Source organism: Aeromonas sp. R4-2 (assembly GCF_040908295.1).
Classification (GTDB): Bacteria; Pseudomonadota; Gammaproteobacteria; order Enterobacterales; family Aeromonadaceae; genus Aeromonas; species Aeromonas veronii.
Genome location: NZ_JBFODL010000004.1, coordinates 197,805 through 212,705 on the forward strand (window position 1 = coordinate 197,805; position 14,901 = coordinate 212,705).

14 protein-coding genes are annotated in these 14,901 nt (G+C 59.5%); 13 read left to right on the forward strand and 1 reads right to left on the reverse strand.

From position 1 onward, the window contains the following. Positions 1-4: 4 nt before the first annotated feature. From AB5Y99_RS01240 to gloA, 9 genes are all read left to right on the forward strand, one after another. Positions 5-2,419: a DUF2357 domain-containing protein gene (locus AB5Y99_RS01240; RefSeq protein WP_368208460.1), complete on the forward strand. Its 2,415-nt coding sequence runs from the start codon at positions 5-7 to the stop codon at positions 2,417-2,419. A gap of 202 nt (positions 2,420-2,621) precedes the next feature. Next, complete coding sequence (gene rsxA / locus AB5Y99_RS01245) at positions 2,622-3,203, forward strand: electron transport complex subunit RsxA (RefSeq protein ID WP_005337600.1); 582 nt, start codon at positions 2,622-2,624, stop codon at positions 3,201-3,203. A 2-nt stretch (positions 3,204-3,205) separates the two neighbouring features. Then, positions 3,206-3,784, forward strand: coding sequence for an electron transport complex subunit RsxB (gene rsxB, locus AB5Y99_RS01250; protein WP_005350799.1), 579 nt, complete (start codon positions 3,206-3,208; stop codon positions 3,782-3,784). Positions 3,785-3,798: 14 nt separating this feature from the next. Beyond that, entirely contained in the window at positions 3,799-6,549 is a 2,751-nt protein-coding gene (gene rsxC / locus AB5Y99_RS01255; protein WP_368208461.1) for an electron transport complex subunit RsxC, read from the forward strand. 11 nt (positions 6,550-6,560) lie between these two features. Then, positions 6,561-7,613 (forward strand): electron transport complex subunit RsxD, encoded by a 1,053-nt coding sequence (rsxD, locus tag AB5Y99_RS01260; protein ID WP_019445995.1) that lies wholly within the window; start codon positions 6,561-6,563, stop codon positions 7,611-7,613. 43 nt (positions 7,614-7,656) lie between these two features. Further along, positions 7,657-8,289, forward strand: a complete 633-nt coding sequence (gene rsxG, locus AB5Y99_RS01265; protein WP_005359614.1) for an electron transport complex subunit RsxG — start codon at positions 7,657-7,659, stop codon at positions 8,287-8,289. Between the two features lie 24 nt (positions 8,290-8,313). Then, on the forward strand, positions 8,314-9,066 hold the full coding sequence (locus tag AB5Y99_RS01270) for an electron transport complex subunit E (protein WP_368208466.1): 753 nt from the start codon (positions 8,314-8,316) through the stop codon (positions 9,064-9,066). A 13-nt stretch (positions 9,067-9,079) separates the two neighbouring features. Beyond that, complete coding sequence (gene nth, locus AB5Y99_RS01275; RefSeq protein WP_368208462.1) at positions 9,080-9,721, forward strand: endonuclease III; 642 nt, start codon at positions 9,080-9,082, stop codon at positions 9,719-9,721. A 171-nt stretch (positions 9,722-9,892) separates the two neighbouring features. Beyond that, the gene (gene gloA / locus AB5Y99_RS01280) at positions 9,893-10,306 is read left to right on the forward strand and encodes a lactoylglutathione lyase (RefSeq protein ID WP_005337610.1); all 414 of its coding nucleotides are present in this window, start codon (positions 9,893-9,895) and stop codon (positions 10,304-10,306) included. Between the two features lie 85 nt (positions 10,307-10,391). Here gloA and AB5Y99_RS01285 read toward each other — a convergent pair whose 3' ends face one another. Continuing rightward, a complete protein-coding gene (locus AB5Y99_RS01285; protein ID WP_005350788.1) occupies positions 10,392-11,267 on the reverse strand; it encodes an OmpA family protein in 876 nt (291 codons plus the stop codon). Positions 11,268-11,532: 265 nt separating this feature from the next. Here AB5Y99_RS01285 and AB5Y99_RS01290 point away from each other — a divergent pair, with 265 nt between their 5' ends. From AB5Y99_RS01290 to AB5Y99_RS01305, 4 genes are all read left to right on the forward strand, one after another. Next, the gene (locus tag AB5Y99_RS01290) at positions 11,533-12,456 is read left to right on the forward strand and encodes an autotransporter domain-containing protein (RefSeq protein WP_323892621.1); all 924 of its coding nucleotides are present in this window, start codon (positions 11,533-11,535) and stop codon (positions 12,454-12,456) included. Between the two features lie 623 nt (positions 12,457-13,079). Beyond that, complete coding sequence (locus AB5Y99_RS01295) at positions 13,080-13,622, forward strand: hypothetical protein (RefSeq protein WP_323892523.1); 543 nt, start codon at positions 13,080-13,082, stop codon at positions 13,620-13,622. 87 nt (positions 13,623-13,709) lie between these two features. Continuing rightward, positions 13,710-14,093, forward strand: a complete 384-nt coding sequence (locus AB5Y99_RS01300; protein ID WP_005359606.1) for a hypothetical protein — start codon at positions 13,710-13,712, stop codon at positions 14,091-14,093. Positions 14,094-14,173: 80 nt separating this feature from the next. Continuing rightward, positions 14,174-14,901: helix-turn-helix domain-containing protein (locus AB5Y99_RS01305; protein WP_368208468.1), on the forward strand; the 728-nt coding region annotated here is incomplete at its 3' end.

Consider the following 14,901-nt stretch of genomic DNA (forward strand, 5'->3'; position numbering starts at 1 on the left):
TTTGATGGAGTGCCTGTTTACCCTGCAGAGCCGTGACTGGATTTTACGGATCTATGCCAATGAGAAGACGGTCGGGGATCGTTATCGGCAGTTACAAGCTACCCGCGTCCATCATCAACAGGTGATCGGCAAAGCGGGCCTGCCAGCGAGTGCAGGCAGATACGAACCGCCAGTTGTGCGCTTCTCGCTGCCCCTTTCCATCACTCTGGCTGAGGCTGATGGCTGCCCGCTGGAGCTGCCTGATGATCAGGCGCTCTCCTCTCTGGTACTGCCAACCCCTCTGTTGTATGAGAACTGCTTTTACGAATTCGAATGGGAGTTTCTCCACGGCGTTAGCGAGGGGAGTGATGCGCCGCGGCTGGAGCATCATCTGCAGCGGATCTGCGAGTCGTTTCGCTTCAAAAGCAGGCATGGATCGCAGGAACTGCTGGGGGGATTCAATACCGGCAACGAAGTAGGCACACTTGCACTCCCCTTCTCTTATCAAACGAAATCGGCTGCAGGAAAAGCTGCTCGCATTCAGCTGACGCTCTGGTTCGAGGTCTATCCGGTCAAGCTGGATATCCGCAGGGATGTGCCGCTGATCCATCGGGTGCTGGATGAGCAGTACCCCTACTGGCGTTTTACCCTGAACAGCGCGACCAGTCAGCAAGGGGGCCGCAGCCAGCGCAAGGCCGAACCGTTCCCCCTGCTCTGGCTTGCCCATTTCGAAGCCCTGCACAAGGACCTTGAGCGGGGGATCCGCCAGATCATCAATGCGCCCCACAGCAGGCTGCAAAGCAAGACCGAATATCTGCTGGCCGCCAGAATGAAGCGCCCGCCACGCCCGAAGCTGGCCGAACAGATCCGCCAGGATCTGGATAACGGTATCGAGCGCAGATACCGGGTGGAACGTAAACAACTGACCACGGATACCCCGGAAAACCGCTTTATCAAGTTTGTGCTGGAGCGCACCGGAAGGATGCTGCAACAGCTGGCACAACAGGGCGATCGCACCCTGCTGTCCAGGGCCTTTTTTGACCGCCTCAAGGCGTGGAGCAAACCGCTGGATCAGGCGCTGGCTCACCCCCTGATGCAGGAGATAGGTCCGGCGGCAGTGTTACAACGCGAGTCTCTGGTACTACAGCAAAAGAGCGGCTATAGCGCGGTTTACCGGGTCTGGCAGCAACTGCGCCTCTATCTCGATGCGTTGGGAAATGATGCCGTGGCCGGCGTGCGCAGCATGGATCAGCTCTACGAGCTCTGGTGCGTGATCGAGGTGCGCCGGATTATCCTGACGCTGGGATTTACCGAGGTGAAAACACCTGCCTTTAACTTCACCAGGGATGGTTGGGATACCCGGCTGGCCGAGGGGATGAAATACTGCTGGGAGTACCTTCGTGCAGCAGACGGTGTAAGGCTCAAGCTGGCCCATGAACCCAGATTTCACAAGACCAACAAGCCGGTTCACTCCCTGCTGGTTCCCCAGAAGCCGGACATTTTGATCGAAGCCACCACTGGCAGTGGCGACACCTTTATCTGGCTGTTTGATGCCAAGTACCGGGTCGATAATGGCACTCAAGATGATCCGAGAGACAGGGTGCCCGATGATGCTATCAACCAGATGCACCGTTATCGGGACGCCCTGCTCTATCAGCAACAGGATGACCCGATACCAAGCCGCCCCACCTTTGGCGCTTTTGCGCTCTATCCGGGCTTTATGAGCCAGCAACCCGGAACGAAAAATCCCTATCAGGAGGAGATCGACCGGATTGGTATCGGTGCCTTTGCCCTGTTGCCAGCAGAGGATCACAGCGGCTCTTGCTGGCTGCAAACCTTCCTTGAGCAAAAGCTGGGTAAATCGGGGGAAGAGTTTCGCTATCCTGCCATCCGCTCGGGCCACTTCTATCTGGAAGAGCCCAGCCGGATTGCCACCCTGGGGATGCAGCAGGTCCGCCACCATGATCTCACCCTGATCATTCCGACCGCACCGGAAAACAGCCGCCCGGCGAGCTACTTCGATGCATTTCGTGATGGCTCTGCCCGCTGGTATCACACCCCTGCCGAAACCATTGCCACTCGTTACGATGATCAGCTGATGAACGAGATCAGCTATCTGGCCGTAGCGACCCTTGCGGCCGATGGCCTGACGCGTGAGGTAACCCGTGTCTGGCCTGTGTTGACACGCCGGAAGCTGCGAAGGGAACAACTGACCGAAGAGCAGACAGGTACACCGCTGGCCGAGGGGAATGTGAATCCTTACTGGTTGCTGGAGCTGGGGCCCTCTATTTCATTGCTCCACCCTCTGACACAGCTGGATGCGGCAAGTTTCAGAGCGGCAATGAGACTGACCGGACTGGCAGAATTGCAAGGCGAATTGACCGGATTTTCGGCACTGCCGGATTATTACGGGGAATTATTGCGCACGCATCCAGCCTGAACACCTGACTGCTATCCCGGCTTTGCCAGCCAAGTGCTGGCAAAGCCGCCAAACAACCGTCCGCAATCTTGCCCAAAACCCCGGCTAAATTATCCAGTTGCATAATAACCATGCGGCCTTGCGGTTGTTTAACTGGCCCTAACGTCAGATAATACCGCCCGCCTTCAACCCCCGATAACCCGACTTTCAGTGACGGTAATTGATGACTGAGTACCTGCTTTTATTGATCGGCACCGTGCTGGTTAACAACTTCGTGCTGGTGAAATTCCTCGGCCTCTGCCCCTTTATGGGGGTCTCCGGCAAGCTGGAAACCGCCATCGGCATGGGGCTGGCGACCACCTTCGTGATGACCCTTGCCAGTGCCAGCTCCTATCTGGTGGAGCACTATATCCTGCTGCCGCTGGATATCGCCTATCTGCGCACCCTCGCCTTTATTCTGGTGATCGCCGTGGTGGTGCAGTTTACCGAGATGGTGGTGCGCAAGAGCAGCCCGACTCTCTATCGCCTGCTGGGGATCTTCCTGCCCCTCATCACCACCAACTGCGCGGTGCTCGGGGTGGCGCTGCTCAGCATCAATGAGCGACACGACTTTATCCAGAGCGTGATCTACGGCTTTGGCGCCGCCACAGGCTTCTCGCTGGTGTTGATCCTGTTTGCCGCCATGCGCGAGCGTCTGGTCGCCGCCGATGTGCCCGCACCGTTTCGCGGGGTGTCGATTGCCATGATCACCGCCGGTCTGATGTCGCTGGCCTTTATGGGCTTTACCGGCCTTATCAAGATATAACCATGATCCATATTCTCTTTGCCATTCTGGTGCTCACCCTGCTGGCGCTGGCGTTCGGGATTATCCTGGGCTTTGCCGCCGTCAAGTTTCATGTGGAAGCAGACCCCATCGTCGATCAGCTCGATGCCCTGCTGCCCCAGACCCAGTGTGGCCAGTGCGGTTATCCCGGCTGCAAACCCTACGCCGAGGCGCTCGCCAACGGCGATCAGATCAACAAGTGCGTACCCGGTGGCGAGGCCACCATGCGCAAGATTGCCGATCTGATGGGGGTCGAGCCCCAACCGCTGGGGGGCAGTGACGAGGCCGCAGTGCCGGTCAAGAAGGTCGCCTTTATCCACGAAGATCAGTGCATCGGCTGCACCAAGTGCATTCAGGCCTGCCCGGTGGATGCCATCGTCGGCGCCACCAAGGCGATGCATACCGTGATTGCCAACGAGTGCACCGGTTGCGATCTCTGTGTCGATCCCTGCCCGACCGACTGCATCGAGATGATCCCGGTGCCCACCACGGTCGATAACTGGAAGTGGGACCTCAATAACGTGCATGTTCCGGGCAAGATTCCGGTCAAGATAGTGGAATAAACAGCGGAGCAACCATGCATTCCTTACTCGAACGTATCAAAGCCGGCACGCTCTGGGACTTTCACGGTGGCATTCACCCCGCCGACAACAAGCTGCAATCAAGCCAGAGCCCGGTGGTAGACGCCGGTCTGCCACCGCGCCTCATCATTCCGCTGCGCCAGCACGCAGGCCCCGCCGGCGATCTGCTGGTGCAGGTGGGCGACAAGGTCAAAAAAGGGCAGCCGCTGACCCGTTATGCCAAGGGGCGGGTCGTCCCTGTCCATGCCTCTACCTCGGGCACCATCACCGAGATTGGCAACCACACGGTTGCCCACCCCTCCGGACTCGGCGATCTCTGCGTCATCCTCACCCCCGATGGCGAAGATGAGTGGGGCGAGCGCAATGGCAAAGCCGATTACTGGAATCTGGAGCGGGGCGAGCTGCTCGAGCGCATCCAGCAGGCGGGGGTGGCGGGCCTTGGCGGCGCCGTGTTCCCCACTCACAGCAAGCTCGACGGCCGCGGCCAGCTCACCGAGATCCTGATCGTCAACGGGCTGGAGTGCGAACCCTATATCACCACCGACGATCGGTTGATGCAGCAGTACGCCGACGAGATCATGGATGGCATCCGGGTGCTCAAGCACCTGCTCAAACCGAAACTCACCCTGATCGGGGTGGAAGACAACAAGCCCGAGGCGATCGAGCAACTGACTCGCTACGCCACCGATGACGATGTGCTGGTCAAGACGGTGCCGACCAAGTACCCCTCTGGCGGTGCCAAGCAGACCATCGAACTGCTCACCGGCCGTCAGGTGCCCAAAGGCGGCCGCGCGGTCGATATCGGCATCATGGTGCTCAACGTCGCCACCGTGTTTGCCATCAAGCGCGCCATTATCGACGGCGAACCGCTGATCGAGCGGATCGTCACCCTCACCGGCGACAGCTTCAAGAAACCTGGCAACGCCTGGGTACGCCTGGGTACGCCGGTGCGCTGGCTGTTGCAGCGTTTCGAACTGCAACCGGAAGCGGAGCAGCGGGTGATCATGGGTGGCCCCATGATGGGCTTTACCCTGCCCCACGCGATGGTGCCGGTGGTCAAGGCTACCAACTGCCTGCTCGCGCCGACGCAGGCCGAACTACCCGCCCCCGGCCCGGAGCAGCCCTGCATCCGTTGCAGCGCCTGCGCCGATGCCTGCCCGGCCACTCTGCTGCCGCAAGAGCTCTACTGGTACAGCCGGGCCAAGGAGTATGACAAGGCCGAGAAGCTCAACCTGATGGACTGCATCGAGTGCGGCGCCTGCGCCTGGGTCTGCCCCAGCGAGATCCCGCTGGTGCAGTACTACAAGATCGCCAAAGACGACATTCGCGAAGCCCGTGCAGAGGCCGAAAAAGCCGAACGCGCCAAGCAGCGTTTCGAGGCGAAGCAGGCCCGTTTCGAGCGGGAGAAAGCGGCCCGCGAAGCGCGCCACGCCGAAGCCGCCGCCCAGCGCCGTCAAACCATGACGGCCGCAGGCGGGGAAGATCCGGTGGCAGCGGCTCTCGCCCGCATCAAAGCCAAGCAGGATGCCCCCATCACCGCCATTGCAGCCACCGCCGAGGGCTTGCCTGACAATAGCGCCGTGATCGCCGCCCGCGAAGCCCGCAAACGGGAAGCGGAAGCGCGCCGAGCCGCCAAGCTGGCGGAAAGCGCAAACAGCGAAACAGTCGCTGCGCCGCAATCCGCCGAAGCGGTTGACCCCGCCAGCGATCCCAAGAAAGCGGCCATCGCCGCCGCACTGGCCCGCGCCAAGGCCAAAAAGGCCGCTCAGGCAGGCGAGAGCGCCGAGCCTGTGACTGCCGAAGCCGTTGCTGCGCCTGCGGTAGATGCTGATCAGCAAAAAGCAGAGGTTGATCCGAAAAAGGCGGCGATTGCCGCCGCCATCGCCCGTGCCAAGGCCAAAAAGGCCGAGGCGAATGGCGAGCCGGTAAGCGCAGCCAACAGCGCGGTAGCAGACGCAGGCTCGCAAGGCGATGCGCCATCTGCTGCCAGCGAAGCAGTTGATCCCAAGAAAGCGGCTATCGCTGCTGCCATCGCCCGGGCCAAAGCCAAAAAGGCGGCCCAACAGGGTGACAGCGCTGAGGGCGATCTGACTGCAAACGCAGGCACCAGCGAATCCGCTGCAACCCAAAGTGATGCGCCATCTGCGGCCAGCGAAGCGGTTGATCCCAAGAAAGCTGCTATCGCCGCTGCCATTGCCCGCGCCAAGGCCAAAAAGCTGGCCCAGCAGGGCGCAAGTACCAGTGCTGAGGTAGAAAATGCCGGTGCTGAAGGTGCGCAGAGTGAGCCAGCTGCCAGCGCACAGACCCGCGACGTGGCGGTAGCCAAGAGCGAAGTAAACACCAGCCACAGCGATACGGCAGCAAGCGAAGCGATCGATCCCAAGAAGGCCGCAATCGCCGCTGCCATCGCCCGTGCCAAGGCCAAAAAGCTGGCGCAGCAGGGCGCAAGTACCAGTGCTGAGGTAGAAAGTGCCGGTACTCAGGTAGATAGAGCCGGAACTGAGGGTAAGCGCGCACCGGCCGAGCCGATGCAAAGCGATGCAGCCAGCAGTGAGCAACCACTTGCCGTCACTGCCGCGCCTGAAGCGAGCGCCCCTGCGGCTGACGCCCCGGTTGATCCGAAAAAAGCGGCCATTGCAGCAGCCGTGGCCCGCGCCAAGGCGAAGAAGCTGGCGGCCGAGGCAGCCAGAGCCGCAGAGACCGCCGCTGAAGATGCCCCGTCAGCCGACCGAACAACCACAAGGTAATCGACAGACTCATGTTCAATATTGCGACTGCGCCGTTTGCCCATAACCGCAAACAGACCCGAACCCTGATGCTGCTGGTGATCCTGGCCTGCGTGCCGGGCTTGCTGGCCCAGACCTGGTTCTTCGGCTGGGGCTCCTTTATCCAGATCCTGCTGGCGCTGATCACTGCGCTGCTGTGCGAGGCGCTGGTGCTCAAGCTCCGTGGCCGCGCCATCAAGCCTGCCCTGATGGATGGCAGTGCGGCGCTCACCGCCGTGCTGATCGGCCTCTCCCTGCCGCCGCTGCTGCCGTGGTGGATGCTGGTGGTGAGCACGGCCTTTGCCATCATTGTCGCCAAACACCTTTACGGCGGACTGGGTCAGAACCTGTTCAACCCGGCCATGGTCGCCTATGTGCTGCTGCTGGTCTCCTTCCCGGTGCAGATGACCAGCTGGCTGCCGCCGGAGAGCGTGCGCGCCTACAGCCTCGGGTTTGGTGATGCGGTGTCGGTGATCTTCACCGGCTTTAGTCTCGACGGCTACAGCATGGCCCAGCTCAAGCAGGGGGTGGATGGTCTCACCATGGCGACCCCCCTCGATACCCTGAAAACCGGCTTGACTCAGGGGCTCACCACCGGCGAGATCCTGAGCGGCCCGCTTTTCGAGGGTTGGGGCGGCATCGGCTGGAGCTGGGTCAACCTCGGCTATCTGCTGGGCGGCCTCTTCCTGCTGCAGCAGAAGGTGATCAACTGGCGCATTCCGACCGCTATTCTGGGCTCCCTGCTGGCGGCGGCGACCCTCGGCTACCTGATGAGCCCGGATGCGACCGCTACGCCGATGTTCCACCTCTTTAGCGGCGCAACCATGCTGGGGGCCTTCTTTATCGCCACCGATCCGGTCAGCGCCTGCACCACGCCGCGCGGCCGACTGGTCTATGGCGTGCTGATCGGGGTGCTGGTCTACATCATTCGCCGCTTTGGCGGCTATCCGGATGCATTTGCCTTCGCCGTGCTGCTGGCCAACCTTTGTGTGCCATTTATCGACAGCCTGACTCGCCCGAAAGTGTATGGAGCTCGTCGCCAATGATGTTTCTGCCCTTTTCCCCCATCAAAGCTGACGGAGCCCGGACATGTTAAAGAGCATGCGCAAGAACGGCCTTATTCTGGCGATGTTCGCGCTGGGCTGTACCGCGCTGGTGGTACTGACCAACGAGCTGACCAAGGATAAAATCGCCCACCAGCAGCAGCTGGAGAAGCAGCAGACCCTCTCGGTATTGCTGCCGGAGGGGAGCTATGACAACGATCTGGTGGCCAGCTGCAAGCAGGTGACCAGCAGGAAGTATCTGGGCAGCGATCAGCCGCAGGCCCTCTATACCGCCAGCAAGAATGGCGTGGTGACCGGCTATGCATTGGAGGCGATCGCGCCGGATGGTTACAGCGGGGCGATCCGCATCGTGGCGGGCTTTGATGCCAAGGGCACCATCACAGCCGTGCGTGTGCTCGCTCACAACGAGACCCCGGGCCTTGGTGACAAGATCGAGCTGAAGAAATCGGACTGGATCAACAGCTTTGCCGGAAAATTCCTGACCCATGACAACGAGCCCCAGTGGGCGGTGAAGAAGGATGGCGGCGAGTTCGATGCCTTTACCGGCGCCACCATCACCCCGCGAGCCGTGGTCAAGGCGGTGAAGAACCTGCTTAAACTGCAGCAGGAGCAACCCGAACTGCTCAGCAACGCCCCGGCTTGTCCGGCGGCGAACTAACGGAGTCGAGCCATCATGAACCAGATGGAACAGATTGAAACGGGCGCAACCCCGATTGCCGAGCTGGAAAGCCGCAAGGGCGAGCTCAAGGAGCTGATGAGTCAGGGGCTGTGGAAGAACAACCCCTCGCTGGTGCAGGTACTGGGGCTATGCCCGACCCTCGCCGTCTCCTCCACTTTTACCAATGCGCTGGGGCTGGGCCTTGCCACCATGGCGGTGCTGGTCTGCTCCAACCTTGCCGTCTCGCTGGTGCGCAACTGGGTGCCGAAGGATATTCGCATCCCGGTCTATGTGATGATCATCGCCTCGCTGGTGACCAGCGTGCAGCTGCTGATGAACGCCTACACCTATGGCCTCTATCAGGCACTCGGCATCTTTATCGCCCTCATCGTCACCAACTGCGTCATCATCGGCCGCGCCGAGGCCTATGCCTCCAAGAACCCGCCGCTGCTGGCGGCCCTCGACGGCCTGATGATGGGCCTTGGCTTTACCCTGGTGCTGCTGGTACTGGGCGGCATGCGCGAGATCATCGGCATGGGCACCCTGTTTGATGGCGCCGAGCTGCTGCTGGGCGAGTGGGCCAAATCCCTGCGCATCGAGCTGTTCCACGCCGATGCCAGCCTGCTGCTGGCGATTTTGCCGCCGGGCGGCTTTATCGGGCTGGGGCTGCTGATCGCCGCCAAGAACGCCATCAACGGCTGGCGTGATCGCAAACAGGCAGCCACCGTGGCCCACTGCAACGTTGCCCCGGCTCGCGTCCGGGCGACCGAGCTATGATCGGACGCAAGTCATGAACAACCAGAAACGCAGAGAGATCCTCGAGCGGCTGCGGGAAAACAATCCCCACCCCACCACAGAGCTCAACTTCAACTCGCCATTCGAGCTGTTGATCGCCGTACTGCTCTCGGCGCAGGCGACCGATGTCAGCGTCAACAAGGCGACCGACAAGCTCTATCCGGTGGCCAACACCCCGCAAGCGATACTGGATCTCGGGGTGGACGGGCTCAAGGAGTACATCAAGACCATTGGCCTCTTCAACACCAAGGCCGAGAACGTCATCAAGACCTGCGCCATCTTGCTGGAGCGCCACGGCGGCGAGGTGCCGGAGAACCGAGAAGCGCTGGAAGCCCTGCCCGGCGTCGGCCGCAAGACCGCCAACGTGGTGCTCAACACCGCCTTTGGCTGGCCCACCATCGCCGTCGATACCCATATTTTCCGGGTATCTAACCGCACCGGCTTTGCGGTAGGCAAGAACGTGGATCAGGTGGAGGAGAAGCTGCTCAAGGTGGTGCCCGCCGAGTTCAAGCTGGATGTCCATCACTGGCTGATCCTGCACGGGCGTTACACCTGTCTGGCTCGCAAGCCCCGTTGTGGTTCCTGTATCATCGAGGACTTGTGCGAATACAAAGAGAAGGTCTATCCAGAGAGCTGAATGACTGGGCGCCACAACCGTCCTACCTGTCTCGCTCGCAAACATCCACTGCAGTGGTTCCTGTATCATCGAGGACCTCTGCGAGTACAAAGAGAAGGTCTATCCAGAAAGCTGATAGCCTCGCAACCGAGATTGAAAGCAGTACACATCACCAACCCGGAGAACTGAGCAATGAGAATTCTGCATACCATGCTGCGTGTCGGCGATCTGCAACGCTCCATCGACTTCTACACCCGTGTCCTTGGCATGAAGCTGCTGCGCAAGAGCGAGAACAGCGAGTACAAGTACACCCTGGCCTTCGTCGGCTACGGTGACGAGAAGGATGAAGCGGTGATCGAGCTGACCTACAACTGGGGGGTGAGCGAGTACGAACTGGGCTCTGCCTACGGCCACATCGCGCTGGAAGCGGACGACATCTACGCCACTTGCGAAGCGCTGCGCGCCGCCGGTGCCAAGATCACCCGCGAGCCGGGCCCGGTTAAAGGCGGCACCACCGTGATCGCCTTCGTCGAAGATCCGGACGGTTACAAGATTGAACTGATCGCCAAGAAAGATGCCGGTACTGGCCTCGGTGACAGCTTCTAAGCTGCCCTAATCCCGCTGCCGAATGGCAGGATCAAAAAAGAGCGCAGATGCGCTCTTTTTTATGCTTCTCTGACCGGGGACGGCGCTAGATCTCGCCATTGCGCCCCATGCTGATCACCACCCGCCGGTTCTTGGCACGACCCTGCTCCGTTTCGTTGGAGGCGACGTGCTGCTTCTCTCCATGCCCCTCCACCGAGATCTTGCCGGGATCGATCCCCAGATCGACAAACACCTTCTTGATGGCATCGGCCCGCTTCTCGGAGAGTTTCAGGTTCGGCCAGCGGCCGCCATAGCTGTCGCTGTAAGCATCGATCACCACCACGTCGATGCCCTTGTCCGCCTTGATAAACTCGCTGATCATCGCCAGCCGCCGCTTGGAGGGGATGGAGAGCTGATCGCTGTTCTTGTCGTAGGTGAGCACGCTAAAGGCGATGTCGTTGAAGCTGTAGGGCAACAGCCCGCTCAGACAGTCGATAAAGGCCTGATATTTAACCCGAAAGTTGACTGACGAGAGGGACACTCGCACCGCGCGGTTCTGGCGATACCAGTCCCGATACTGGAAGGTCGGCATCCGCCCCCCCTCCAGCTCATCGAGCATGGTCCAGGCGGTTTGCCCTTCCACCAACCCATCGAACTGCTGATAGAAGCGCAGTTGACTCACTTCTCGTCCGGCGATGCCCGGGCGCCATACCGGCGGCATGATGCCAAGGCTCACCGTCTGGGTCTGGGCCTGTGGCCGCTTGCCCTTGAGCTCGAAGTCGAGGTTGATCTTGCGCCCGGCGCGGCTGACAAAAGCCCCCGTTCCCCAGTTGGGAATAGGATGCTCGAGGCGACACTCAATCTGGGTATCGGAGGTCAAACGCCAGACGGATTGATCCAGACCGGCACCAAATTCGGTGACCCCAGCCTGTAACTGCATACTCACGGATATGCTGACCAACCCCAACACCCAAGCGTTCAATTGCTTGTCCTCCACACGATCTCACAAGAGATATCGGCGGCAAGAGGCCAAGCTTTAGCGACAAACTGCAAAGGCGTGCCGTTGGTGTGGCAAAGGCTTGCCCCCGGCGGCAACCGACCACAAGCGGCGCTCACTCTCCCCCTCTTTGCTCCGTGCCAACCGGCAGGAAGCTCGCTACAGTAAAGCCAGGGCAATCAGATGCCGCTTATCGGGAATCACACTCATGCACAGCTCTTGCTTCTCTTTATTGCAGATGTTGTTGCCAATGCTGCTGGCGCTATTCGGCGGCGCCGTCAAGGCCGCAACACAGGATCAGGAGTGGGCACAGGAGCGCGCCAATGCGGTGCTCTCACTGATGACCTTCACCGTGGTGCCCGACATCACCGCCAGCAACCTCGATATCGGCAGCGGCACCAATCAATCTGCCGCCCTCAACATGACCCAGATCGGCGGCGGCGCCACCATGAGTGAAGCCGTGCCCATCTATCTGGAAGGGGCGATCGGCTTTAGCCGCTACGATCCCCAGTTTGTGGTCAGCAACGGCACCGAGAGCCGCACCCTCCCGACCAAGTGGAACAGCCTGACAGCTTCGGGCGGGATCGGCTGGGATATCGCCCTCCATGAAGACCTGCGCGGTGGCCACTGGGTGCTGCGCCCTATCGCCAACGTCTCGCTCGGTACCATGGCCAGCGATCTGCGGATCGGCAACTGGCTGCTGGAGCGCACCAAGGGCTACTCGCTGGATTTTCTCGATGGTGGACAGCTCAATATGTACGGACTGGGGGGCTCGCTGATGCTCGACTACGAGCTCTTTTCAAAGGCGCAGGATATCGATATCGAAGTGCGTTACTCCTACCAGCACCTGCAGAGCTTTGGCGGCACCTCGACCAGCGTCCGTGGTCACGCCGAGGCGGAGAACCTCGGTCTCTATCTGCGCCGTCGGGCCCCGCTATTCCACTGGACACTGCTCGACAGACCGGTGCGCTATGTACTGGAGGGGGCTCATACCGCATATCTGGGGGAACAACGGGGGTTGCTTGGCTTTGACTCCCTCAACTCCATCGGCGCCGGCCTGGAGCTGGACAGCAGCAAATACGACATCATAGTCACCCGTACCCGGCTGGTTGCCCGCTATATGTTCAGCCACAACACCAGCGGTTATTCCATCGGGTTGGCCATGAGTTTCTGAGTCGTTAGTTTTGCCTGCCAAGAGTGGGCAATCCTCAGGAAAACACATTAACACTCCATATAATCATGCCTCTATTGACGGAGGGTTTATTTATCTTGTCCCCTTCATATTCCTCACCACCCAGCCATATCAGGTAAAAATATCCACCTGCTGGTAGGCTAATTTTCCCCCCTCGCACACCGAATATTGGAGTTTTTGTCTTTGTATTTACGGCGCGCAATGGCTGATTGGCCCTTGATGTTGCCAGCCTGTGCCCGCTTGCAACAGAAAAAATACCAAACGCCCGACATCACAGACCGATGGCCAACTTTATCGATACCCATAAGGAACCATATCGGAGGTCCCCCCTCTTTTGCAAAGTTACCCAAACCAAACCTAACCCATTGTTTTAAATGGTTTATAGTTTTTCATATTTTATGAATCCAATTAATCCTGTTTTATTTTACTTACATCACCCGACTGCTAAATTTGGCGTCATCCCGGCGGGACGAGGCGCACTGAAACGACTGACTGCGGGCTACCAATAACAGGTGTGCAATGAGCACATAAATAACGTTCAGGCATAGCAACCGTTATTTTGACGACATCACACTTGCTGATCCTTGTTGATTTGAGGTTATCTGATGAAAAAAACGCTGCTTGCTCTCTCTGTATTGGTCATGACCGGAACCGCATATGCAGGGGTGCCTGATTTATCCGCCAGCTGTCCTGGACATATTAATCTTCGCGTCGAAGATGGCACGGCTTATATCAATAACCAGCAAGTTCCGCTTAAAAAAGTGAATTCAAATTTCTACGAGGCGAGCAAGGGGCGCACCACCCTCTCCATGGTGAAAAATGGCGACTGGGGCATCACCTATTTTGTCAAAAATGGCGACAGCGGCGCCTGCCAGCTCAATGACGATGAGAACGATGTCGACGGCGATGATGATGAGAGCGCCAGTAGCAGTGCCTACAACGGCAGCACTGCACAAACCAAGGTTGCCGAGAACGCCTGCATGAACGCCGTCGCCAGAAAAGCGGGCGTCAGCCGCAGCAAACTGACCCTCGACTATGTGGCCGACTCCCAGGCGGGGATGATGATTGATATCAAGGGGCCCCATGACCGGCTCTGGCACTGTCTCACCGACTCCCGCGGCCATATTTCGGGGATCAATCAGGACTGATTTCGAGCCATGGCTCAACGGGGCCCACACCGACCGTGGGGGCTCCACCCCTTATCCATTGCAATTATTTGATACAGGTAAATGAAAATGAAATCCAAACAGACTCTGCTCAATGTCACCCTCGGTTGCCTGCTGGCGGTCGGTATCTCCGGCTGCGCCGTGGCCAAAACCCATCACGGCCACAAGACCCATGCCCAAGCGCACGCTCAGGAAGGGGCCGTGCAGTATGGCGACGAAAGCCCGTGGGCTGGCAACTATAAAGCGGTTACTGACGATGGCCGCACCGTGGCCGAAATTCACGTCGATACCACAGGGGAGACCTATATCGATGGCAATCAGGTCAAACCAAGCCACAGCGGCAGCGACTACCTGAAATTCAAGCAGGAGACCATCACTTACACCCTGCGCAAAAGCGGTGCCAGCTGGAAAGACAGCGATGCCGGCACCAGCGGCCGCATCCTGTTCGATTGATAATCCCGACACCGGCCTTGCCAGACACCAAGCCCCGCCAAGGGGCTTTTTTGCACCTGCAAAATACTATCAGCCTCTGCATGATCACCAACGAGAAAATAGCACGTTGCAAACTCAGCCTGCTAGCGCTCGCCAAAGAGCTCAATAATGTCAGCAAAGCCTGCAAGCTCATCGGCTACAGCCGTCAGCAGTTCTACGAAATTCGCCGTAATTACCAGACCTATGGCGCCGAGGGATTGCTCGACAAATTGCCGGGCTGTAAAGGGGCTCATCCCAACCGGGTTGCGCCCGAGATTGAACAGGCCATCCTCGATTACTCCCTCACCAGACCAACTCATGGCCCGCTGCGGGTCGCCCAAGAACTGGCTCTGCAAGGTATCAACGTCAGTGCCGGTGGGGTGCGTGGCGTATGGCAACGGCACGACTTGCTCTCCAAACACGACCGTTTGTTGCGCCTCGAGAAAACCCACCGGGAGCAGACCATTGAGCTCAATGACGAGCAAATTCGCCTGCTCGAACGCTTCAGCCCCGAGTTTCGCGAACGCCAGATTGAGGTCCACTACACCGGGGAACTGGTGGCGGTCGACACATTCTTCGTCGGCGCGCTCAAGGGAGTTGGCAAGGTGTATCTACAAACCGTGCTGGACTGCTACAGTCGCCACGCCTGGGGACGGCTCTACACCAGCAAGCTGCCGGTGACCTCGGTTCATGTACTCAATGAAACGGTGCTGCCGTTTTTCGAGGCCCACGAGGCACGGGTCTATACCATCCTGTCGGACAACGGGCGCGAGTTCTGTGGACGACCTGA